Genomic DNA, 23014 nt, shown 5'->3' on the forward strand with positions numbered 1-23014 from the left:
TAAAGTCCGTGCCTCCACGGAGGAATAATATTTAAAACACATTGAAGAAATTATTAGAAGTATTAAAAAAAGCAGGTTTCGACGGTTTCCTGTTAATGATAGCCACCATGATTCTGATGGCTTATTTTTTGCCAAAGCCAGGCATGGTCAAAGAACCTGTTTCACTGGAAGAGATTGCCAATGCTGGAGTTTCCTTGATTTTCTTGTTTTATGGCATGCGACTAAGTGTTGAGAAGCTAAAAGCCGGACTTTCCAACTGGAAAATGCACATTATCGTCCAACTGACAACCTTTTTATTTTTTCCGCTCATTGTTTTGGCATTTCGCCCGTTGTTTGTTAATAACGGCTTTGAGCTGCTTTGGCTGGGAGTATTTTTTCTGGCAGCATTGCCGTCTACAGTTTCCTCTTCGGTGGTGATGGTTTCGATCGCTAAGGGAAACATTCCTGCAGCCATTTTCAATGCAAGTATTTCGAGTTTGATCGGAGTAGTCGTTACGCCTATTTGGGTTGGGCTGTTTATAGCTTCTGCGACAGGCGATTTTGATGTTACTCATATCGTCATAAAGTTGATTCTGCAAGTATTGCTGCCTGTCATCATTGGCATAAGCCTCAATTCCTGTTTCGGTGCCATTGCCGAAAAATACAAGAAACAGCTCAAATATTTCGATCAGGCAGTTATTCTAACGATTATTTACACATCGTTTTGCAAGTCATTTTCCCAACATCTTTTTGAAGGCTTCACCGCCCTAGAACTTACTGGACTCGCTGCAGGGATGATGGCGTTGTTTTTCGCCGTATTCTTTTGTGTCGGACTAATTAGCCGCCTGCTTGGTTTTTCAGATGAAGACCGTATTACTGTCTTATTTTGCGGATCTAAAAAGTCATTGGTACACGGCACCGTTATGTCAAAAGTACTTTTTCAGCACAGTACTATCACTGGTATTGTATTGCTGCCGCTCATGCTTTACCATGCCTTGCAATTGATTGCCGCCAGTATCATCGCTCAGGGTATGGCTCGGCGAAAAGAAGTATAATGAGATTTTTGTATTGTTTTTAGTTATATTTGAAGGATTTTATTCTGTCTTATAAATAAATTAAACCAAAATATTCTATGGAACAAATAGACGATATTGATCTTCAGTTATTAAATATACTTCACGATAATTCTAAATACACTGTAAAAGAGCTTGCTAGAATGGTAAATCTTTCAGCATCGCCTGTTTTTGAGCGGATTAAAAGATTAGAAAACAATGGTTATATTAAAAAATATATTGCCCTGCTTGATGCAGAAAAATTAAACAGAGGTTTCATTGTTTTTTGTAATATCAAACTTAAACAGCACGATCGTAATATCGGGAATCAGTTTGTTAGTGATATTATGAAAATAGAAGAAGTTGTGGAATGCTATAATATCTCAGGGGATTACGATTTTTTAATGAAAGTATCTGCCAAAGACATGAAGCATTATCAGGATTTTGTGTTTAATAAATTGGGATCAGTTGAAAGCATAGGGAGTACCCAAAGCACCTTTGTTATGTCGGAGATAAAAAATTTGTATGGATAGTTTGTTTGTAATCGATTTTATTTAAATCTCAATAATTATTGTAATTACAAGAAGATTACCCCTCGCTCTCCGAAGTGTTCTCATAAAAAGCTGCGCAAATGTCTGGAGTTGCTACATTTACTGGGACATAAATTTTAAGACTGTTTAAATAAAAATAAATATCTTAGAATTATGAAAAAACGAGTTTACAGTGCTGAGTTTAAATCATCAGCAGTACGATTAAGTTACGAGCGAGAAAACATCAAAGAATTAGCAGATGAACTAGGCGTCCAGGTAGAGCGTATTTATAAATGGAGGTCTTCTCAAAAAACATTTACTAATCTACAACCAATTATTTCTAAAAAGACAGAGATAGATTCTTTAGAAGTAAAACAATTACGAAAAGCCCTTAAAGAAAAAGAATTAGAGCTTGAGATATTAAAAAAGGCCGTTCACATCTTTTCCAAGAGCGATGGGAAATCTACCAATTTATAGTCAGCTATAAACATTTATATCCTATTGAAAAGATGTGCAGCGTTTTAAAAGTAAGCCGAAGTAGTTATTATAGATGGTTCAGTGGCGGTCCTTCTAATAGATTTATAGAAAATAGTCTATTTACAGATTTAATAAAAGAAGTTTTTGATCTAAGCAGTCAAACTTACGGAAGTCCCAGAATAGCGGAACAGCTAAAAAGAAAAGGATATAAAATATCCAAAAGGAAAGTTGCTAAATTGATGCTTCTTAATGGCTGGAGAAGTAAACTTAAAAGACGCTTTAAAGTAACCACAGATTCTAATCATCGATATCCAGTGTGCAGTAATCATCTCAATAGAAATTTTACACCAAAATCACTTAATGAGGTTTGGGTGTCTGATATAACCTATATAAGAACAGCTGCCGGCTGGTTATATCTTACTACTATTATTGATTTATATGACAGGCAGGTTATAGGATGGTCGTTAAGCACACGAATGTATACCGATCAAACGATTATTCCAGCTTGGAAAATGGCAGTATCAAAAAGAGAAATAACAGAATCTTTACTTTTTCATTCAGATAGAGGAATACAATATGCTTCGATAGAATTCAGAAAATTGATTAATAAAAATACTTTAATCACTCAAAGTATGAGTAGAAAAGCTAATTGTTGGGATAATGCTGTAGCTGAAAGTTTTTTCAAGACCCTTAAAGCAGAACTTATCTATCAGCATAAATTCACAACCATTGAAGAAGCTAAATTAGCAGTCTTTGAATATATAGAAGTATGGTATAATAGAAAACGTCTGCATTCTTCTTTGGGATATAAAACACCTAAAGAAATGGAACTAGAATTTTATAAAATAGAAAGTGTAGCATAGGTCTTAGAAAATTTGTCCGACTTTTTGTTGCAAGTCCAATGACTACCTGGTCATCTAATGAAGACTTCACTATATCTGATGAAGAAGTTGAATATTACAAGAAAAGAGTAAAAGGTGTTGGTTTAGTAATCACAGGATGTACCCACGTTACAGCAAATGGCATTGGTTTTACCCACGAATTTGCAGGATATGACGATACCTTTCTTCCAAGTCTGAAGAAGTTGGCGGATGCTGCAAAAAGTGGTGGGGCACCGGCAATTTTACAGATGTTTCACGCAGGCAATAAAGCAATCCCCGGACTTATTCCAGATGGTGAAGTGGTAAGTTCAAGCACCGTTTCAAGTGGTCCTATAGTGCTTTTGGAAAATGAAAATTTCCCAAAAGAATTGAGTGAAAATGAAATTTTAGAAATTATCAAAGCATTTGGAGAGACCACCAAAAGAGCAATTGAAGCAGGTTTTGACGGTGTAGAAATTCACGGGGCACACGGATTTTTGCTTCAAAATTTTATATCACCTTTTTTCAATAATAGAAATGATAAATGGGGAGGTTCTCTGGAAAACCGTTTGCGATTTAGCCTGGAAATTTTGAGAGAAGTAAAAAAAATAGTTTCAAAATATGCTGATCGTCCTTTTTTGATAGGGTACCGAATTTCACCTGAAGAATTTCCGCAACAAACATATGGACTTCCAGATACATTCGTTCTAATGGATAAATTGATTGAAGAAAAGATTGATTATTTACATTTTTCCTTGCTGGATGCTGTCAATCAAAAACCAATTGATTCAGCCTTTTCTAAAGAACCTATATCAGTTGTACTAAACAATTATGTTAACAGCAGAGTTCCTGTTCTAGTTGCCGGAGGTGTTACAACACCAGCAATGGCTAATCAGGTTGTAGATTATGGTGTTTCTATGGTGGCAATCGGAAGAACTTTGATTGTTAATCCTGATTGGGTAGAATTAACTCAAAATGGAGAAGAAGATAAAATCACTTCAATTCTTAAACTCGCAACAGTACAAGAGAAAAAGATCCCATTAAAATTAATGGCAATATTCGAAAAAATAGAAGGTTGGGTACAAGTAGAAGCTTAATGGAATTAATATCGAAAATAAAGATATAAAAAATGGCGTCAATTGTCTTCAATTGACGCCATTTGGCTGTATAGTGACCGCGACGGGACAAATTTCTATAAATTTTTTGGAAGATTTGAAGAAATTGGCTTACTACATTTAGTAGCTGTCTTTCATTGGCTTTATGAATTTGGTTTAGATGTCCTGTTGGAGATTGACGAAAAATGTAGTATCAAAAAAACAAATCATTAACCACAATTGATATCCAATATTAATCCGAACGATCGTTGCAATACTCAACATCGCCATCAATTATTTTTTTTAAAAAGCGAGGCATCACATTAATTAAATGAAACCAAAAAAAGCAAACTGTCCATCTTTAAAATTTCATTTTTCAGAAGATCGGTTTTTTAACCCTCATTTTATCTGTCTGATCTTTTGCTTCTCTGCTTAAAAAACAATATAAAAAAGGCTAATGTGTTTATCATGTTATCATGCACATCATAGCTTCTTTTTTTATATTTATTTCGTTTGGGTTTTAGTACTATCTTCAGTTTGATGATCGTAACTAAAGCATCTTGACAATTTCCAAACACCATCTTTTAATAGCCAGACATGCGTAAATCGTGCTGTACTGCTAAAATTTTCTTTAGCGTTCGCCAAAGATTCATTTTTTTCTACTGATTTTTCATAAAATTGATGAATCCCCATTTGCATCGCACCGTACAAGACACCTTTATTATACAATGGATAAACTTCTGTAGTATTTGGAACTAAATATCTTCTATATTGACGCGTTCCAATAAAACCACACAAACCTTTTTGCATATTTTTTACAAACAAAGTCTTGTCAGAAGTTCCAGACCTGTCATGATAAAATTCCAAATCGTTGCTAAATAGATTTTCAAACTGTGAAATGTCGCAAGTATTAAAGCCAATATTAAAGAGCAGGCTGTCTTTTGACATAATGATTTTGTATAGTTCTGAGTTTTTTTTCTCTTGAGAAAATCCACATTGGAATTGGAAAAATAAGAACCCAATTAGAATTGTTTTTAAGAGGAAAACGGATGAATTGATTTTCATTTTATAATTGATTTGATTTGATTGATGATTTACAATATTACTATTAAAATTTTTAAAATTGTAAATATATTCAAACGAAATGTTAGAATCAAAGGTGCTTTTTTTTCCTCCCCAAATTTATAGACTCGCAATAGGCTATTACTTAAGAAAAAAGTACGGAAGATTGTAACTTTATTTTCATAATAGCTTTTCTTTAGAAATAATATTTTGCACTAAAAACCTATTATTGTCCATGCAAAGTATGAAGCTAATAACTGGTTCTGTCGCATCTAAAGCTAAGTTTTATCTTTACCTTTTTTAAATTCTTAAACTCATAAATACAAAAGGCCATTGCTATCCGAAGTCTATTATACTGCAGGCAGTATATTTTAAACTTAGGTTTACATTAAGCTATCGGGATGTTGAAGAGATCATGAAAATGCGAGGAGTTCCTGTTGATCATGCTACTATTCAGCGCTGGGTTTATAAGTTTACACCTTTGCTTGAGTCAGAGATGAAGAAGAGAAAAGGCAGAGTGGGGGCGAGCTGGAGATTAGATGAGACCTATATCAAAGTAAAAGGTATTTGGTGTTATTTATATCGAGTGGTAGATAAATTAGGCAATACAGTAGACTTTCTTTTGACCAGAAAAAGACAAAGAATGAGCGCTCAGTCTTTTCTAATTAAAGCAATTGATAATAATTGCCGGCCAAGAGTAATAAACATTGATAAAAGCGGTTCTAATGCAGCAGCGATCAAAGTCTATAACAAACGTTCATTCTCAAAGATTAAAATCCGGCAGTGTAAATATCTCAACAATATTGTCGAACAGGACCATCGTTTTATCAAGTGGCGCATACAAAACGGATTAGGTTTTAAAAGTTTTGAATCGGCCCGACGAACATTGAGTGGAATTGAAGTTGTGCATATGCCCAGAAAGAATCAGATGGTTAGACCAGGGATTACTACATTTAAATCATTCTGTAAATTGGCAGTTTAACTTTTAAATTACTTAAATTCTTATATTTGATTCTGACAGATGCGACAGAACCTTAGTTTCTAATATTGTATAATGTAGGTGGTAATTATTAGAATGGTAAATCATAATAAAGTTTTAGATCTAAATTCGGTATGCCTTGATTTTGCTAGTTTCCATTTTTCCACACGTAAGGACGTTTTTTTTGCCTATTTTTTTTTATATTTACATTATCACTAATTATTGCACAATATAATTCGATTACTTATCGATTACAAAAGATTGTATTGTAAATAAAAGTTGTAGGTTTTTAGACTTTTTTTTGTGTTAATAAATGGAAAACAGATAGTTATGTCCCTGATTAATCAAAATTCCCACAGATATATTTATATAGCAGATGACGATGAAGATGACAGAACACTTTTTACAGAAGCTATTCTTGAAGTTGACCCTTTTGTAATTTTAAAAGAAGCTCAGGATGGAATCGAGCTGATGCATATTGTTGATACTTTATCTAATCCGCTGCCCGATATTATTTTTCTTGATATCAATATGCCAAAAAAAGATGGTTTTGAGTGTCTGGAAGAAATACGAAAACAGGATGGCGCTATAAAGGATGTAAAAGTTATAATACTTTCCACTAGTAGTAATCCCGAAGATATTGAAAAGGCATTGGAGCTTGGCGCAACCTTTTACGCTGTGAAACCCAGTAGATTTGAAACTCTGAAATTATTTCTGGAAGATGTATTAAAGACGAACTGGGAAGTATTAAAAAATAAAAAAAAATTTCGACTGATTTAATAACAGGATATTTAATCCTTGTTTACCTGATAAATCCTTGCTTTTTAAACCTCATGTCCCACAATTTGCCACAAAACTCTTTTAAGCACTTTCATGTAAGTTATTTTTTTAATGAAAGGTATAATTTTTTTTTTACACTGTCAAATTATATTATTTAATGATAAAGTAAAGAAAAAATTATATCAATATTTTTGTAGTAAACATACTTAAATCTACATTATCTACCTCTGAAATGTAAAATTATTAAGAAGAAAAATATAATATGTTTTGATGATTATGTAAGAGTCGATTAGCTTGGATGATTTAATTTTAGTTCAATTTTAAATTAAGAAGTTATGAGAGCAATATGGACAGGGGCTATTAGTTTTGGGTTAATTAATATTCCAATTAAGTTATTTTCAGCAGTTCAGGAAAGCAATCTGGATATGGATATGCTTGATGAAAAAGACCATGCTAATATTAAGTTTAAGCGTGTAAATGAAAATACAGGCAAAGAGGTCACTTTTGCAAATATTGTAAAAGGGTATAAACTCGATGATAAATATGTAATTCTTGAAGATTCAGATTTTGAAGCGGCAGATGCTGAAAAAACCAAAACGATAGACATTGAAAGTTTTGCTTTCGAAAAAGAAATCGAAAGTATTTATTATGAACAGCCTTATTATCTGGAACCTGACAAAGGCGCTATGAATGCTTATGCGTTGCTTCGCGATTCGCTTGCAGCTTCGGGAAAAGTTGGTGTTACCCGTTTTGTTTTGCGTAATAAAGAAAGTCTGGCAATCTTAAAACCGTATAAAAATGCCATTGTTCTAAACAGGATCAGGTTCGAACAGGAAATTAGAAATACAACAGATTTAAAACTTCCTCCGGCTTCAAAAGTAAAAACAAAAGAACTGGATATGGCCAATAAATTAATCGAACAGCTAACAGAGAAATTTGATATCAGTACTTTTAAAGATGAATATACAGCGAAGCTTTTGGAAATAATTAAAAAGAAAGCCAAAGGAAAAGCTACCAAACCAACTGAATTAAAAGTTGTTCACAAACAAAGTGATGATTTAATGAGTATGCTTAAGGCGAGCTTAGAAAGAAAAAAATCTTCTTAGTCTTTTTGTCTTTCTTCCAGTTTTTTAAGAATGTGTTTAATGTTGGTACCTTTTGACAAAACCGGCGCCCACAAATCTCCTTTTTTCTCAAATCTGGTCAATACATTTTTAATGGTAAATTGCGACGGATGCAATTTATCATTCACCTCATTCCATTCTAGAGGTGTCGAAACCGTCGCACCCGGTTTTGGACGAACAGAGTAAGGAGCGGCCAGAGTTTGCCCTCTGCGGTTTTGCAGATAATCAATATAAATTTTATGATCTCTCTTTTTAATGCTGCGTTCGAGAGATGTCGTTTCCGGCAAACGCACTTGGATTTCTTTTGCCAATAATTCGGCAAGGATTTTTATAGAATCATAATCATATTGTGCTCCAAGCGGTATATAAACATGTAATCCTGAGGCACCCGAAGTTTTGCACAAACAATCGGTTTCTAATTCATCCATGACTTCTTTTACGACCAATGCCGTTTTTACAACTTCCTTAAAATCGTCTTTGTCAGGATCAATATCAATCACCATCCAATCTGGATTTTCGATGTGCTGTACGGTAGAATACCATGGATTAATTTCGATACAGCCAAGATTTGCCATATACAATAGAGTTTCTTTATCATTGCAGATTAGATAATTTACATTTGCATCAGTCGAATCAGAAAATATTTTTTTAGTTTTAAGCCATGAGGGGATTTTTTCAATATCAACATCTTTCTGATAAAAACTGGGAGAATTGATTCCGTTAGGAAACCGATTCATTGATTCCGGACGATTTTTAAGATAAGGCAATATCAAAGGAGCAACTTCATTATAATATTGCACAATATCACCTTTCGTAATTCCGTTTTTTGGGAAATATATTTTGTTTTGATTGGTTAGATGAAGTACGGTTTTTCCAACTTTCAGATCAAAATCATTTTCCGTTTTGTTCAGGGATTTAGTTTCCATTTTTTCTTCTTTTAAAGTAGTATTCGTAACATCAGAAGTTAAAAAAACTTCTGCAGGTTTTTTATCAATTCTAAGGCCGAGATAAACCGGGTGTCTGAGGTTTTTATCCTGAGTCCATTCAGAAAATTTCACCTGACAAACCAGTTTGGGCTTCACCCATTGTATTTCATCTCTCAAATTAATTTTTTCGCCAAGCGGAGATTCAGTAATAAAAAGAGGTTCTAGTTTTGCATAAAGTTCTTTCAGTGTTGATTCAGAAAAACCAGTTCCGCACTTTCCAATATATTCCAGTCTTTTTCCATAATATTGGGCAAGCAGCAAAGCGCCAAAAAATTTGCGTGAATTTTTAGGTTTGGTAATCCCAATAATAATCGCTTCTTCCTGATTAGAAGTTTTAATTTTTAGCCAGTCACTGCTTCTTTTATTTGGTAAATAAATACTGTTCGCTTTCTTGGCAATAATACCTTCTTCCTTATTTTTTTCGGCGATCTCAAATTGTTTTATACCTTTTTCGACAGTATGTTCCGAATAAAAAACATTCGTAAAATCATATTTATTAAAGAGTATTTTAAGTAATTCTTTTCTATCGAGCAAAGACAATCCCGTGATCTGGTTTCCATCTAAATTCAAAAGATCAAAAACGTAATAGTTTAATTTTCCTAAGCCTGTTTTAAGATAATTTTGAAGCAATTGAAAGTTTGCTTTTCCCTTTTCATCTTCCACTACAATTTCGCCGTCTAAAACCGCAATATGATCGATTTTCTTCAACTCGTCAGCAATAGGTTTAAAAGGAATATCGAAGGAAATTTCATTCCGGCTGAATAATTCGACTTCATTTGGATTTATCACTGCAACGGCACGATAACCATCATATTTTTTTTCAAAAATCCATTCTGAATCATCAAATGCTTCTGTTTTTGTATTCGCTAACATTGGTTTTATAAAGGAAGCCTTTAAGGAAAGTTTAGTCTTTTTTTTTAAAGGTGTTTTTTCTTTTTCTTCTGAAACTATTTTTTCTGATTTTTTTTGTAAATCTTCTAAAGGTCTTTGCGATAGTACAGATTTGTCTTTGGTCAGAATATCAATATGTGTGGCATATTCATCATTTTTTTTAATTAATAGCCAGGCATTTTCCTGTTTGCCCGGCAATTTTACCAGACTAAAGACGCCTTTAAGTTTTTCTCCTTTCAGAATAAAACTCAGATGTCCTTTTTTAAGATTGGCGATCAATGTTTTTTCAGGATTTTCAGATGATTCTTCCGGTTCATACGTGCCATTATCCCATACAATTACATTTCCTGCGCCATAATTTCCTTCCGGAATTGTGCCTTCAAAATCTTTGTAACTGTATGGATGATCTTCGACCATTACTGCAAGACGTTTAACAACAGGATTTGTTGAAGGCCCTTTTGGTATAGCCCAGCTTTTGAGTACGCCATCCATTTCAAGTCTAAAATCATAATGCAAATGAGATGCTGCATGTTTTTGCACCACAAAAATCAATTCATGTGCAGATTTTCCAATTTTGCCTTTTGGCTCTTGAGTTTTCTTAAAATCTCTTTTCTGATTGTATTTAGATAGTGACATATGCTTTTGTAAGTATTAAAAAAGTTAATGAAAGCGAATAAAAGGCAGTCGCTGTAATGGCAAAAATTAAATGAGCAAAAAAGAGCTGCAAATAATAGCCTTTGAAATCAATATGAGGCTGATGATTGCTTATTTTAAAAATAAACATCCAGCCAATAATGCCAATTATTCCGCTGATAGCACCCAATAATAGAGCACTTAAAATTGAGATTGGCAAAATATCACGCACCCAAAGGAAATGATAAGCCAATACAAATAAATAACCAATCAAAAAATGAAGCAGCCATCCGATCGTTTTTTCTGGTTTGACAGACGATTTCATTTTGAATTTGGAAAGCACAAACGAAAGCAAAACAGGCTCTTTGTAAAGTTCCTGAAATTGTTTTGACATAAAATAACTAAACCATGTCATTGCCGCCGTTGCGATAATGGAAACTGTTAGAAGCTGTAAAAAAGTGTAAAAGTCCATCATTCAATATTTTATAGATTTGAATTAATAAAATAAAAGAAGAATATACTTCCTGTGCCTTTTTTTTTTTAAAGATTCAGAAAGTATATTAATCTTAATTATTTTCTAGTTTGAATCTTTTCAGGATCATCATTCTTGTTGATTTTCAATTTGCGAATCAGACGAAGAATGAGATAATTTTTTATAACAGCCAACTGCCAATAGTGGCAATGCCCATTTTGCGATCCAGGAACCTACAGAGCGTTTTCCTGCAATTTTTAATGTAGCTCCTAACAATAAGGAGCCCGCAGCACAATACAATATTTTATTGGCCGATATTGGCGAGAGATTTTTTTCTGTAAAATAACCTGGATTTTCTCGGGTTTGAGGATTGAAGATATTTTCCATGATATTTAAATTTAAATTGATCGATTCTTTTTAGTTTATAATTTTTAAACAAATCAAATTTAATATCAATAATGTATTTTTTTTTATAGAATTCAGTTTTGTAATTGTATAATTATCAGTCTTTTAATGTGTTTTACTTGGGATTACAAATTGAACAGCAGAAATAAAGTTTAAATGTTATAAATCTCAATTTTAATTATGTAAGTGCTTGATTTGTAACTACTTTAAATTTGCTTGGACATTACAAAACTGTACTTCATACACAAACATTAAAAGACGAGAAAATGAAAAATTCAAAGAAAACAAATCCAGACCTTTCGGATGCTAAACAAAGAGATTTGGATGTTAATCGATCTAATGCTGAGAATCAATTTCTAACCACGGATCAAGGTTTAAAAATTAACGATAATAACAATTCATTAAAAGCGGGCGAGAGAGGACCTTCTTTATTAGAGGACTTCATTTTAAGAGAAAAAATAACAAATTTTGATCACGAACGAATTCCAGAACGTATCGTTCATGCCAGAGGTTCTGCAGCGCATGGTCATTTTGAACTTTATAAAACAATGGAAAAATATACCAAAGCTGGTTTTTTGAACGATATTAAAATCAAAACGCCTGTTTTTGTTCGTTTCTCTACTGTTGCAGGTTCCAGAGGTTCTACAGATTTAGCACGTGATGTACGTGGTTTTGCTGTGAAATTTTACACACAGGAAGGTAATTTTGATTTGGTTGGAAACAATGTTCCCGTATTTTTTATTCAGGATGCGATGAAGTTTCCGGATTTGATTCACGCAGTAAAACCAGAACCACATCACGAAATGCCACAAGCAGCATCTGCGCATGATACCTTTTGGGATTTTATTTCGTTAATGCCGGAAACGATGCATATGATTATGTGGGTTATGAGTGACAGAGCGCTTCCAAGAAGTTTGAGAATGATGGAAGGGTTTGGTGTACATACCTTTAGATTTATAAATGATAAAAATGAATCCCATTTTGTAAAATTTCATTGGAAACCAAAATTAGGAACTCACGCCGTTGCCTGGGATGAAGCCCAAAAAATTTCAGGTAAAAATTCCGATTTTCACAGACAAGATTTGTGGGAAGCGATCGAATCAGGCAATTTTCCGGAGTGGGAACTGGGAGTTCAAATAATCCCTGAAGCGGATGAACACAAATTTGATTTTGATCTTTTAGACCCTACCAAGTTGGTTCCTGAAGATTTAGTTCCCGTAACAATTGTTGGAAAGATGGTTTTGAATAAAAACCCGGATAATTTTTTTGCAGAAACAGAACAAGTTGCTTTTCATCCCGGACATATTGTTCCAGGAATTGATTTTAGTAACGATCCGTTGTTGCAAGGAAGATTATTTTCTTATACAGACACACAATTATCCAGATTAGGAAGCCCAAACTTTCACGAAATTCCAATTAACAGAACTGTTGCTCCAATGCACAATAACCAACGTGATGGACATATGCGTCAGGAAATTGCTGTTGGCAGAGTGAGTTATCATCCTAATTCATTAGGCAACGGATGTCCTTTTCAGGCAAAAATTGATGAGGGAGGTTTTGCCAGTTTTAACGAACGAATAGATGCACACAAAGTGAGAGCAAGAAGCGAGAGTTTTTCAGATCATTTTAGTCAGGCTAAATTATTTTATAATAGTCAGACCCAGGTCGAGCAGGATCACATTGCGAATGCGCTGTCTTTTGAACTAGGAAAAGTTGAAACACCTGCAATTAGAGAAAGAATGTTAGGCTTATTATCCTTTGTTGATAGTGCTCTGACTGCTACGGTTGCAAAAGCATTAGGAATAAAAGTTCCCGTAGATATTCAAAAGCCAATTAATCATGGAGTAGGTGCAGATGATGAGGGAAAACAGGAACCAACGGATAAAAAGCAAAGTATAGAAAGTTCTGATGCCTTGAGTATGTTGAAAAATGCAACAATTTCAAACACTATTGCTACCAGACAAATTGCTTTTTTATGTGCCGAAGGTGTAAATGCAGCTTCTGTAAAGACGATGAAACAAGCATTGAAAAATGCCGGAGCTAAAGCAATAATTATTGCGCCACATTTAGGAACCATAGTCTCAGAAGAAGGACTGGAAATTCCCGTGGATCAAAGTTATCGTATTGCCTCTTCTGTACTTTTTGATGGCGTTTTTATTCCCGGAGGAAAAGGAATTATTGCACTAAAAGACTTGAAAGAGGTACGAGAATTTATAAATGATTCTTATAACCATTGTAAGTTTATTGCAGCCGAGGCACAAGGAATTAAAGTACTGGAGGATAAAATAGAAAAAGTAAAGAAAGACAGCGGAATTATTACAAGCGAAAGCGTTGGAGATAAATCTTTAAGCGTATCGTTTATAAAGGCTTTGGGAAGACATCGCTTTTGGGAAAGAGAAAAAATGTTGTAAAGTCAGTATTCTAAATATGTTTCAAATGAAAAAAATCATTTATCAAAACAGTTTGTCCATCGTATTTCTGTCATTATTTATTCTTGTTTTTGCAGGACAAATATACTTTGGGATACAAGAATACAACAAAGAACTGGTTGATAATGGTTTTCATACTGTCGATTTTGTTGAATATTTAAGTACGGGACATTTTATCGAAGCAACTTTTGAGAATTGGGAAAGTGAATTTTTGCAAATGGGTTTATTTGTTTGGTTTACTATTTTTCTCAGACAAAAAGGATCTTCAGAATCAAAAGGTTGTGATGGCAAAGAAGAAGTAGACAGAGAACCAAATCCGAAGAAAAAAAATGCACCCTGGCCTGTTAAAAAAGGAGGGATTTGGCTAATGCTGTATCAAAATTCGCTGACCATTAGTTTACTTTTATTGTTTGTAATTTCTTTTGTACTTCATTTCTATGGAAGTCTAAAAGATGAAAACACAATGAATATTTTAGAAGGAAAACCGCCATTATCAGCCTTAAACTATTTAACCAATTCGCGATTATGGTTTGAATCTTTTCAGAATTGGCAAAGCGAATTTTTATCCGTATTTGCGATTATTATCTTATCTGTTTTTCTTCGTCAAAAGGGTTCATCACAATCTAAACCCGTTGATGCGCCACACGATGAAACAGGCGAGTAGAATTTAAAATAGTAGTATAAAATAAAAAACCATTAGTAATGATTTACTAATGGTTTTTTATTTTCATGAAGAATTAGAATTTCCGCGGATTATTAACCGGATCTACTTCTTCAAGATCCTGATCAATATCGAATTCCTGATCATATTCATTTCTTTTCAGTTGATCTGTAGCAAAGCCGTCCATTTCGCGATCATTTTCGTCGTAATCTTCTTCAAGATCATCGTCAATATCATCAGGGTTAATATCGTCCTCATCAATGTCATCGAGATCGTCTTCATCTTCATTCCAATCATCATCATCTCTTTCAAGAGAATTTGAGAATTGTTCGTCCAGATTATCTGGATTATTTGTAATGTCACTGTTTTGATTTACAACTTGTTGTTCTTCCATTTTTTCCCTTTGATATTCGTCGACATAACTTTCGTTGTCTTCGGGATTGTAAGTATTGGCAATGCCATTATTTTTGTCTGAATTGGATCTGATATCATCTTCCGGATGATAAAAATTACGGTCATCCCGACCGTAATTTCCATTGTTTCCTGTTATCATAATAAAATGATTAACCACTTATTTTTTAGTCATCGACTTGTGACTGTCGTTAGACTTAGTGGTTTTTGAGCCAGTTCCTTTTGCATCAGATTTTTTGGCTGATGTTTTTGCACCTGTAGTGCTGCTGTTTTTTTGATTTGAAGTGTTCATAATAGTTAATTTTTAATTAATAGATATAACTTTCTTTTTGTTCTAAGACTGAACCTGAAAGCTTTAATTCAAAATTAACTTTTAAATAAAAAACATGCTTATAAGATAATCATTGATAATTATATAATTATCAGTGTTTTAAGATAAGTCTTCTATGTTCTGTCGCATTTGGTAATAACTTTATCTTTATAATCTTAAACCCATCAAAAAATGAATACCAAAGGTCATTGTTATCCAAAGTCTATTATTCTGCAGGCAATATATTTTAAGCTTAGGTTTACTTTAAGTTATCGAGATGTTGAATAAATAATCAAGATAAGGGGAGTGATTGTGGATCATGCTCCGATTGAGCGTTGGGTTTATAAATTTACACCTTTCATTGAATCAGAGATGAAGAAGAGAAAGGTCAAAGTTGGGACAAGCTGGAGATTAGATGAGACCTATATCAAAATAAAAGGCATTTGGTGTTATTTATATCGAGCATTAGATAAATTAGGCAATACGGTTGACTTTCTTTTGACCAGAAAAAGACAAAGAATGAGCGCTCAGTCTTTTCTAATTAAAGCAATTGATAATAATTGCCGGCCAAGAGTAATAAACATTGATAAAAGCGGTTCTAATGCAGCAGCGATCAAAGTCTATAACAAGCCTTCGTTCACAAAGATTAAAATCCGGCAGTGTAAATATCTCAACAATATTGTCGAACAGGACCATCGATTTATAAAATGGCGTATACAAAACGGATTAGGTTTTAAAAGTTTTGAATTGGCAAGACGAACATTAAGTGGAATTGAAGTGGTGCATATGCTTAGAAAGAATCAGATGATCAGACCAGGGATATCCATGTTTAAATCATTCTGTAAATTGGCGAGTTAATTTTTAAATTACTTAAATTCTTATATTCGATTCTGACAGATGCGACAGAACCTTATAATTTTCTTAATATATAAAGCCTACAAGGGGCATTTAATTTGGTCGACAATTAAAAACGAAATTTTGTTTTTAATTTTGACAGGACTATTAATGACTATTTTTTATTTTGTAAATGCTTATAGTGATACATCATAGAAGGAGGGTTAGTTCATGAAATTCTATGATTTTAATAAAAAAAAAGGATGTGGTACGGAAAACCGTAAGAATATCTCTGTATAGTTTAATACATTTGAAATTATAAGTGATAAATATCACTATATTATAGATAGGAAAAACACCAGATTAAAATTGAAATTGGCTGAAATCGATTGCCAATGAAGCGAGCTAGCTTTTACTCTCTATGCAACTTTTCGATATAATTTGTTTTTACTATTTTCTATTTATCATATAATATAAATTTTAAATTACTATAAACCCCTAAAAAAAACTTATGAAAAGAATACTTTTAAGTATCGTCTTGTTATCTTCTGTTTATTTATCTGCCCAAGAAACTGTTATTATTGATAAAAAGTTTGGGGAAAAAGATCTTCCGGTAAGTTTCGAATATCTTCCTATTTCTCAAAAATTTGTTTTTTTTAGTGGTGAAAAAATTACCATGACAGGTTCTTCATTTACAACAACTGCATCAGCATTTGATGGAAATGGGAAAGAATCTAAATTATTCGAAAACCAAAAGTATTTTAGTTGTTCCTATTCAAGTACTGAGAATTCATTTATGAATATTGATATTGAAAAGTCAATTTGGACCTACAACTATAAGATTTATATTAAGGATCAAATTGTAGAGATGGGTTCTGAAAAAATTAAAGATATGAGTTTTAGTTATTTTGGAAATATCATTAATGATGTAGCTATAGCCAAAAGTCAAGGTGGTCGTGGAACGATTGATGGGGCATTTAACGATTTTTATCTTTTAGGTTTCTCAAACCAGAAGAAAAAAGATAAGGTGGATTTTGAAAAAGATGATGTTTTTTTAGAAGTAATTGAATTTAAAACCGGTTCTAGAAATAGATTTCAAATAGAGAAGCCTGATTTAACAGCACTAAAAGGTGATTCTTTTGCTAAAACAGAACACAAAGTAACCTTTACGTGCAGATTAAATGGCAATGATAATTTTGATTTAATAACAAAATCAATCTCGAACGATTTTCAAACAGTCATAATTTATAAAACAACATACGATTTTGCAGGAAAAAAAATAAAGATGATTCCTTTTACTCTTAAAATTGAAAATAATTTTTTTGTAACGTCTAATAATGGCGGTGGGCCACAAATATCAACTGCTAATGGAGGTACTAAACTTGATGGTTTGTCTATTAATAATTATTTTGAAGATAGAAAAAATGGTGATTTGTACGTGTTTGGAATTTTTAGCGATAAATCACAAAAAAAGATTGGTGGTAGCATCCATCCTAATGGATATTACGTGTTTAAGTTTGATAAGGATGGAAATAAATTATGGGAATCCATTAATAATATAGACGGTAAAGATTTTCTTGAACGAATTGATTATGCTCCAGGACTTGATGTTCGATTAGCAGAGTATAAAGAAAATCTTGTTTTTTCTGTTTCAGTTAATGATTTCACTGAATTTACAAATGCTGCAATTGTAGATAAAACCAATGGTTCTATCTTAAAAAGTAGTTTTTTAGAATATAATAACAATACGGCGCATGAAAAATTTAGTGCTTTTATTAATAATACTTACGATTATAAAGAGCTAAGAAATAAGTCTTTTTCGCCAAATGCATTCGCTGCAATGACATTAAATGACAGTTTATTTAAGTATTTAAAAGGTATTCCTGAAGGTGATAAAAGATTACATTTTAGTACATTGTTTTCTAATCAGGGAATTTGGCTGGTAGAAACAAATAATAAAGATTATTATAAAGTTCTTTTATTCAAATAAAAAAAAGATCCAAATTAGACAACTTGGTCGGAAGAAAAATCTTCCGACTTTTTTTTGTTCTTTCCGAAAGCTAGCATTCAATTTGTATTCTGCTTGTACCTTAAACCCATTTTGAATTACTTAAAAATGGAAATTTAATTTCTGGAAGTGAAATTCGCAATATTGAATTTTCTAAACTTATGATCAATTTAATAATGGACTTGTTTTGTTTTAAATATCATTTGTTAGTATGAGGGGAAAGAATGTCGGCGATAATATATTCCGTCAACTTAGAAGATGTTTATAATCTATAAGATGTATTGATGAAAAACGAAAACAAAAAATTAGCTAATATATTGATTAATATTTTTTAAATAAAAAATGGCTCCAATTGTCTTCAATTGGAGCCATTTGGCTGTAGTGAACTCGACTGGACAAATTTCTATACATTTTATGGAAGATTTGAAGAGATTGGCATATCACATTTAATGTCTGTCTCTTATTGGCTTTATGAATTTGATTTGCATGTCCTGTCGGCGATAGATAGAAAATTGAGCAAGAAACGGATTTTTAATAAGAGGAACAGCATATAAATTTGTTTTGATTTTAAAATATAAAAAACATGAAAAAATTTAAAATTGTTCCGTTGTCTAAAGAGTTTGTAAGCCAAATTCGGAAAACAAATATTGATAATTTTGGTAATCAGGTTTACGAGCAATTGGCAACGGGAAAAGGACCATGTAGAATTTCGTTGAAACCATTTAATGTCGGTCAGGATATTCGTTTGGTTTTTGCTTATAGTCCGTTTTCAGAAAACAATGCTTTTAATCAATCCGGACCTATATTTATTCACAAAAACGAAGTAGAGCAATATTCGGATATTTACAATTTTCCCACAGAATTAAAAGCAGATAAAGAAAATTTTCCTTTATCGCTAATTGGCTACAGCAAAGCACAAAAAATGATTTTTACTAAATTAGTTGGTGATCATGATATCGATTTACTAATCGCTGAAATTTTTGAAACAAAAAGCGATGTTGAATATCTTCACGCAAGAAATTCAGAAGCTTGTTGTTTTATTTGTAAAATCGAGAGGGTGTAGTTATGTACTTTCAAAAATTGAAATAATTGTAACAATCAGCAAAATTTGTAGTCTTTGATACTAATTATTTGCATTTCACCAGAATCAAAACTAACTAATTCACTATAATATGAATAATATCGTTCACACTTTCCTGACGTTTTTTATTGTCTTTAGTTTACACTGTAGTATTGTTAATGGACAAGAAACCAAACAAACTAAAAATGCTTTGGCGTTCGTCAATGCCACTATATATGTTTCACCAACCAATCCGGCAATTCTTGACGGAATCGTAGTTATTGAGAATGATAAAATAATTGCAGTTGGTAAAAAGAACGTGGTAAAACTACCAAAGAACGCTAAACTAATTGACTGCAAGGGTTTAACAATTACAGCGGGATTCTGGAATAGTCACGTCCATTTTACCGATCCAAAAATTGCCAATGCGCCAAGTTTAAGTAATAGTGAATTATCCGCCTACCTTGAACAATTTCTAATCAAATATGGGTTTACTTATGCCTTCGATATAGGTTCATTTCCAGAGAACACAAATAACATAAGACAACGTATTAACAGTGGTTCCATTTCAGGTCCTCTCATCCTGACTACTGGCCTTCCACTTACGGCTGAGGATGGTACTCCTTTCTATGTGAAAGCAATGAATATAAAATTGCCGGAACTGACTTCTATAGATGTCGCTGCAAAAATCGTAAACCAAAATATTGCCGATGGTTTAGATGGAATAAAAATATTTGCAGGATCTCCTATGGGACCCGGCAAGGCCGAAAAGATGATGCCTGTAGAAATAGCGAAAGCTGTTATCATTACTGCCCATAAAAAAGGCAAACTCGTCTTTGCACATCCTTCTGTAAATGACGGGATTTTAGTTTCATTAGAATCCGGTATCGATATACTGGCGCACACCACTCCTGATGGCGGTCTGCCTTGGGATAGACAAATGATTCAACAAATGGTTAAAAAGAATTTATATCTAATTCCAACATTAAAACTTTGGAAATGGAGTTTACTTAATAACAATCAATCTCCACAACAAATTGAAGATTTTGTTTCTATCGCTATCAGACAAGTAAAAGATTTTAATGAAGCAGGAGGGAATCTTTTATTTGGAACAGACATTGGTTTCATGGATGATTTTGATCCAACAGATGAGTATGTTTATTTGCAAAAGGCAGGACTTGATTTCCGACAGATTCTGGCAATGCTTACTACAACACCTTCAGAAAAATATGGTTTTTCAAAGCAATATGGCAGACTTGCTGTTGGCATGACTGCAGATATGGTGGTTTTTAAGGGAAATCCAGAACTAGACATCAGAACTTTGTCGGATGTAAAATATACGGTTAGAAAGGGTGAAATTATATATACAAAAACAGATTGATTATAAAATTATAAGAAGCACTTGTTTAAAATGGCGCAAAGTCAGTCCCGAAGGCTTTCGGGATTGCGCAGCGTAAATAAGAACACTTCGGAGAGCGGGGGATTATAAGCAAAAAAAAGCTCCGGATTTCTCTGAAGCTTTTGCTTTTTACCACTTAGTAATTTAGTTATGTTCTGTTTTTGTGAGGTTACAATTGTTTACATCCATTTCTCATCAATGAGTTCGGGTGTTTCAAAATCAACTATTCTTTCTTTAGGAATCATTAGTTTTTCAATCTGATTTTGGTTGATATATTGTTTTTGTTCTTTAATAAAATCAGAAACGTCGAATACAAAATCAATTTTTTCTTTTATCAGTTTCTCAAAATCCTCTTCGTTTAAATCAAGTTGTATGGTTTGTCTTTCGAGTTCTTTTCCAAAATAATCATAATCGGGATTCCATTTTGATGTTACTTTTTGTAAAATCTCTTTAAAGACTTCTTTTTTTATCCAAAGAGCCAATACACTTTCCTGATTTTCTTTTTCTCGCAAACTGTAATCGTGCATTATTGATAGAAAACTTAGCTGTAATGGATTTGCTTTCAGACTACTATAATCAGGCTTCTCACGATCTTGGCTTTCTATAATAGAGGCAGCTGACTTTTTTCATTAATCAAATATAATACAATATACTCCGATACGATACCATGATAGGGTGGAGCATTATCAATAATGTCAACGTTTTTCATGATATAACCTATTATATCTTGTCCGTTTTGAGGCAATTCTTTTAGCCTTTCTGAATAACTTTCAAGTGCTATTTTAAAGCCTTCATAGCGTGATTCTCCTATTGTAGGAACTTTTCTTCTGAATTCAAAATCCCATTTTACCAGTCTTTTGGTGGCGAATTGCGCTATTGTTTCATTTGCCTGCTCTGCTATTTGTTCTAAATATTTTTTAGCCTCATTAGTGCCAATGTCTGCAAGTGCCCAAGTACATTTTCTTTGTAAAGGAAAATATTCATTCCATCTAATATATTCAAAGTCCGAAAACGCTACTTTAAACAAAGTTTCTGCCGTAACAGGATTGAAAAGCCCTTGCCATATTTTCATGATCTTTATGCCAGTCTGATTCGAAGATTTGACAAAGAAGTAAAAGAATTTCTTCATCCTCTTCATAAGCGTGGATAAAAGAAGTTTTACTATTATAAAATCCATCACCGTCTTTCTCGGCTATAAATTTTTTTAGTTTAATTAAATCAGTTTCTCTTTGGTTCATTTATTTATTAAAGATTTGGTTTTTAGTTAAAGTTGTCCGAATGTCTCTTGAATTCCCTCGCTGGCGCGCAATGTCATTAAGTTAAGCTTTTATAAATAAAATTAATCTCGTAAAGATGGAAAGCTTAAACACAATTTTTTGAATAGGCTCCAGCTTCAGCTGGAGTTTATATAAAATCAATGTGAATGGCTTTAGCCAAAATGCGTGATTTGGCTAAAGCCTTATTCTTTGCATAATAGGTTTCTCCAGCTGAAGCTGGAGCCTATTCAATAAATTTAATACTTAAAAAAGTGGCGTCTTTAAGAAGTTTTTTCAAATTTAATTATCTTAAAAAAAGCTTAACTTAATGACGTTGCGCTCGCGCCAGCACGGGTAAATACGATCAAAAAAAAGAGACTTTAAAGCCTCTTTTTAGAATTAATATATTTTTTATAAATAATTATTTATTGATTAATTTTTCAAGTCTAGCCATCATTTCCTCTTTCTCTTTTAGCATTCGCTCATACAATGCAATTTTTTCATCATATAATTGAACAATTTTATCAATTGGATTAAATGTACAGTGTGGGTTAACTGCATTTAATGTTGATGTATCGTTACTTGTAAAAGTATTAAAAATAATATTTATAGCTTGCTCTTCATCAAAATTCTGAAAAGCTTCAACAGGAATTCTTAATACTGCTGAAATTTGTTTCAATAGGTTTTCTTCAATTACATCTTTTTGCTCAAGCATAGAAATTTTCTTCTGATTCCATTCATTTCCCAAATCATAAGCTAAAGCTTCCTGCTTTATGTTAAGCATTTCTCTGAAGCGTTTTACGTTTCTTCCCTGATGTATTTTCTGTTCCATAATGAATATCAATTTTTCTAAAGACTCAAAGATAAAGCCATTTTTTGAATTAAAACCTTACGTTTCAAAAATTAAAAAAAAATCCATTTCGTTAGAAATGGATTTTTTTGTGACGTTTAGTTTACAATTCACAAACCATTTTATGCAAGATTTAAAGAAATTAGCATATTTCCAAATGAATTTGCAAAATAATATTTTGAGTTTTTGGTTAAAAGCGGTTTGATTGTATTGTAAGGGTTAAATGTTAAAATTGTTAAACGATAAAGTTTTATAATTCATCAAAAAGCTAAATGTTAGGTTTATTTTTAAACATTAGAATTTTACATTCAATTGAGAATTCTGTTTAGTTTTTAGTAAAGTTAAATTATAGTTCTGAGATTATTCTCCTCAAAATTTGTGGATGATAAATCTAAAGATTGACAAACTTGTGTAGAAAGAAAGTATCAGTAACAAAAAAAAGAGCATTATATAAATGCTCTTTTTTTTTGAA

At 32.6% G+C, this 23014-nt stretch carries 23 protein-coding genes and 1 pseudogene; 14 read left to right on the forward strand and 10 right to left on the reverse strand.

The features are described from left to right. The first annotated feature begins 41 nt into the window (after positions 1 to 41). The 5 genes from CLU81_RS24230 to CLU81_RS24250 all read left to right on the forward strand — a co-directional run bounded on the left by CLU81_RS24230 (position 42) and on the right by CLU81_RS24250 (position 3995). Positions 42 to 1034, forward strand: coding sequence for a bile acid:sodium symporter family protein (locus tag CLU81_RS24230; protein WP_099712186.1), 993 nt, complete (start codon positions 42 to 44; stop codon positions 1032 to 1034). 77 nt (positions 1035 to 1111) lie between these two features. Then, positions 1112 to 1564: an Lrp/AsnC family transcriptional regulator gene (locus CLU81_RS24235; RefSeq protein WP_099712187.1), complete on the forward strand. Its 453-nt coding sequence runs from the start codon at positions 1112 to 1114 to the stop codon at positions 1562 to 1564. A gap of 171 nt (positions 1565 to 1735) precedes the next feature. Then, positions 1736 to 2038: a transposase gene (locus tag CLU81_RS24240; RefSeq protein ID WP_099707978.1), complete on the forward strand. Its 303-nt coding sequence runs from the start codon at positions 1736 to 1738 to the stop codon at positions 2036 to 2038. Beyond that, entirely contained in the window at positions 2035 to 2901 is an 867-nt protein-coding gene (locus CLU81_RS24245) for an IS3 family transposase (protein ID WP_233209776.1), read from the forward strand. Before CLU81_RS24240 ends, CLU81_RS24245 begins: the two co-directional genes overlap by 4 nt. Continuing rightward, on the forward strand, positions 2898 to 3995 hold the full coding sequence (locus tag CLU81_RS24250) for an NADH-dependent flavin oxidoreductase (protein WP_255410542.1): 1098 nt from the start codon (positions 2898 to 2900) through the stop codon (positions 3993 to 3995). The genes CLU81_RS24245 and CLU81_RS24250 overlap by 4 nt, the downstream gene beginning before the upstream one ends. Before the next feature lie 501 nt (positions 3996 to 4496). On the opposite strand, the gene CLU81_RS24255 is transcribed toward CLU81_RS24250, so the two are convergent. Next, entirely contained in the window at positions 4497 to 4940 is a 444-nt protein-coding gene (locus CLU81_RS24255) for a nuclear transport factor 2 family protein (protein ID WP_233209762.1), read from the reverse strand. Positions 4941 to 5358: 418 nt separating this feature from the next. Between CLU81_RS24255 and CLU81_RS24260 the strand changes: the two genes are divergently transcribed. From CLU81_RS24260 to CLU81_RS24270, 3 genes are all read left to right on the forward strand, one after another. Next, a complete protein-coding gene (locus CLU81_RS24260) occupies positions 5359 to 6036 on the forward strand; it encodes an IS6 family transposase (protein ID WP_099712190.1) in 678 nt (225 codons plus the stop codon). Positions 6037 to 6363: 327 nt separating this feature from the next. Then, positions 6364 to 6813 (forward strand): response regulator, encoded by a 450-nt coding sequence (locus CLU81_RS24265; RefSeq protein WP_099712191.1) that lies wholly within the window; start codon positions 6364 to 6366, stop codon positions 6811 to 6813. A gap of 335 nt (positions 6814 to 7148) precedes the next feature. Beyond that, positions 7149 to 7919 carry a Ku protein gene (locus CLU81_RS24270; protein WP_099712192.1) on the forward strand — a complete coding sequence of 257 codons (771 nt, stop codon included), beginning with the start codon at positions 7149 to 7151 and terminating at the stop codon, positions 7917 to 7919. Here the strand turns inward: CLU81_RS24270 and ligD are convergent. The 3 genes from ligD to CLU81_RS24285 all read right to left on the reverse strand — a co-directional run bounded on the left by ligD (position 7916) and on the right by CLU81_RS24285 (position 11306). After that, complete coding sequence (gene ligD / locus CLU81_RS24275; RefSeq protein ID WP_099712193.1) at positions 7916 to 10450, reverse strand: DNA ligase D; 2535 nt, start codon at positions 10448 to 10450, stop codon at positions 7916 to 7918. The two genes, CLU81_RS24270 and ligD, sit on opposite strands and share 4 nt — an antisense overlap. Further along, on the reverse strand, positions 10437 to 10922 hold the full coding sequence (locus CLU81_RS24280; RefSeq protein WP_233209763.1) for a hypothetical protein: 486 nt from the start codon (positions 10920 to 10922) through the stop codon (positions 10437 to 10439). The genes ligD and CLU81_RS24280 overlap by 14 nt, the downstream gene beginning before the upstream one ends. A gap of 126 nt (positions 10923 to 11048) precedes the next feature. Beyond that, entirely contained in the window at positions 11049 to 11306 is a 258-nt protein-coding gene (locus CLU81_RS24285) for a hypothetical protein (protein WP_099712195.1), read from the reverse strand. Between the two features lie 284 nt (positions 11307 to 11590). Here CLU81_RS24285 and CLU81_RS24290 point away from each other — a divergent pair, with 284 nt between their 5' ends. Together CLU81_RS24290 and CLU81_RS24295 are read left to right on the forward strand one after the other, a co-directional pair. After that, positions 11591 to 13735: a catalase gene (locus CLU81_RS24290; protein WP_099712854.1), complete on the forward strand. Its 2145-nt coding sequence runs from the start codon at positions 11591 to 11593 to the stop codon at positions 13733 to 13735. A gap of 25 nt (positions 13736 to 13760) precedes the next feature. After that, a complete protein-coding gene (locus tag CLU81_RS24295; protein WP_099712855.1) occupies positions 13761 to 14417 on the forward strand; it encodes a DUF6766 family protein in 657 nt (218 codons plus the stop codon). A gap of 73 nt (positions 14418 to 14490) precedes the next feature. Here the strand turns inward: CLU81_RS24295 and CLU81_RS24300 are convergent, their stop codons facing one another. After that, positions 14491 to 14967: a hypothetical protein gene (locus CLU81_RS24300; protein WP_099712196.1), complete on the reverse strand. Its 477-nt coding sequence runs from the start codon at positions 14965 to 14967 to the stop codon at positions 14491 to 14493. An 18-nt stretch (positions 14968 to 14985) separates the two neighbouring features. Continuing rightward, the gene (locus tag CLU81_RS27265) at positions 14986 to 15117 is read right to left on the reverse strand and encodes a hypothetical protein (protein WP_255410535.1); all 132 of its coding nucleotides are present in this window, start codon (positions 15115 to 15117) and stop codon (positions 14986 to 14988) included. Positions 15118 to 15327: 210 nt separating this feature from the next. Between CLU81_RS27265 and CLU81_RS24305 the strand changes: the two are divergent. The 4 genes and pseudogenes from CLU81_RS24305 (at position 15328) to CLU81_RS24320 (ending at position 20418) form a co-directional block, all read left to right on the forward strand. Beyond that, positions 15328 to 15993 (forward strand): annotated as a pseudogene (locus tag CLU81_RS24305) (IS6 family transposase). 487 nt (positions 15994 to 16480) lie between these two features. Continuing rightward, on the forward strand, positions 16481 to 17959 hold the full coding sequence (locus tag CLU81_RS24310; RefSeq protein WP_099712197.1) for a hypothetical protein: 1479 nt from the start codon (positions 16481 to 16483) through the stop codon (positions 17957 to 17959). Positions 17960 to 18560: 601 nt separating this feature from the next. Then, the gene (locus tag CLU81_RS24315) at positions 18561 to 19040 is read left to right on the forward strand and encodes a DUF1203 domain-containing protein (RefSeq protein WP_099712198.1); all 480 of its coding nucleotides are present in this window, start codon (positions 18561 to 18563) and stop codon (positions 19038 to 19040) included. Positions 19041 to 19248: 208 nt separating this feature from the next. After that, positions 19249 to 20418, forward strand: a complete 1170-nt coding sequence (locus CLU81_RS24320) for an amidohydrolase family protein (protein ID WP_158235369.1) — start codon at positions 19249 to 19251, stop codon at positions 20416 to 20418. Positions 20419 to 20615: 197 nt separating this feature from the next. On the opposite strand, the gene CLU81_RS24325 is transcribed toward CLU81_RS24320, so the two are convergent. From CLU81_RS24325 to CLU81_RS24340, 4 genes are all read right to left on the reverse strand, one after another. Further along, on the reverse strand, positions 20616 to 20963 hold the full coding sequence (locus CLU81_RS24325; protein WP_099712200.1) for a DUF4291 family protein: 348 nt from the start codon (positions 20961 to 20963) through the stop codon (positions 20616 to 20618). Between the two features lie 74 nt (positions 20964 to 21037). Beyond that, positions 21038 to 21508 (reverse strand): hypothetical protein, encoded by a 471-nt coding sequence (locus CLU81_RS24330; RefSeq protein WP_144444562.1) that lies wholly within the window; start codon positions 21506 to 21508, stop codon positions 21038 to 21040. Then, positions 21456 to 21674, reverse strand: coding sequence for a hypothetical protein (locus CLU81_RS26905; protein ID WP_099712202.1), 219 nt, complete (start codon positions 21672 to 21674; stop codon positions 21456 to 21458). The genes CLU81_RS24330 and CLU81_RS26905 overlap by 53 nt, the downstream gene beginning before the upstream one ends. Positions 21675 to 22113: 439 nt before the next feature. Further along, positions 22114 to 22524 (reverse strand): helix-turn-helix transcriptional regulator, encoded by a 411-nt coding sequence (locus CLU81_RS24340; RefSeq protein ID WP_099712203.1) that lies wholly within the window; start codon positions 22522 to 22524, stop codon positions 22114 to 22116. Between the last annotated feature and the right edge of the window lie 490 nt (positions 22525 to 23014).

This window comes from Flavobacterium sp. 9 (genome assembly GCF_002754195.1).
Lineage (GTDB): Bacteria > Bacteroidota > Bacteroidia > Flavobacteriales > Flavobacteriaceae > Flavobacterium.